Annotated in this window: 1 protein-coding gene; it reads right to left on the bottom strand. The window is 33.9% G+C overall.

Features of this window, described 5'->3' with window-relative positions; translation table 11 throughout:
* Positions 1-254 (bottom strand): ABC transporter permease subunit (locus AC0IXC_RS29260; RefSeq protein ID WP_471653721.1); only part of this gene is annotated, 254 nt, incomplete at both ends.

Raw genomic sequence — 254 nt, 5'->3', positions numbered from 1 at the left:
CCATCATACCAGCATATTGAGAAGCATGTTGATTAAATCCTACTGACTTTAAATCATAACCTCGAGTTGTTCGATCTAATAAGAACCACATTAAGATTGCTACTAAAATTGCAACAAAAATTCCCCAGTGAAGACGTGAACCATCAGTTATTGCAGCTAACCAATCTGAAGATAAAGATTCACTCGCTTTAATATCGTATGTTTTATCATTGCCCTCATGTAAAAAGCGTTTAATTATGTCATACGTTACATAT

Source organism: Bacillus sp. AC266, assembly GCF_979253805.1.
The sequence above is the reverse complement of the archived record's forward strand: the minus strand, read 5'-3'. Positions and strand labels throughout refer to the sequence as shown.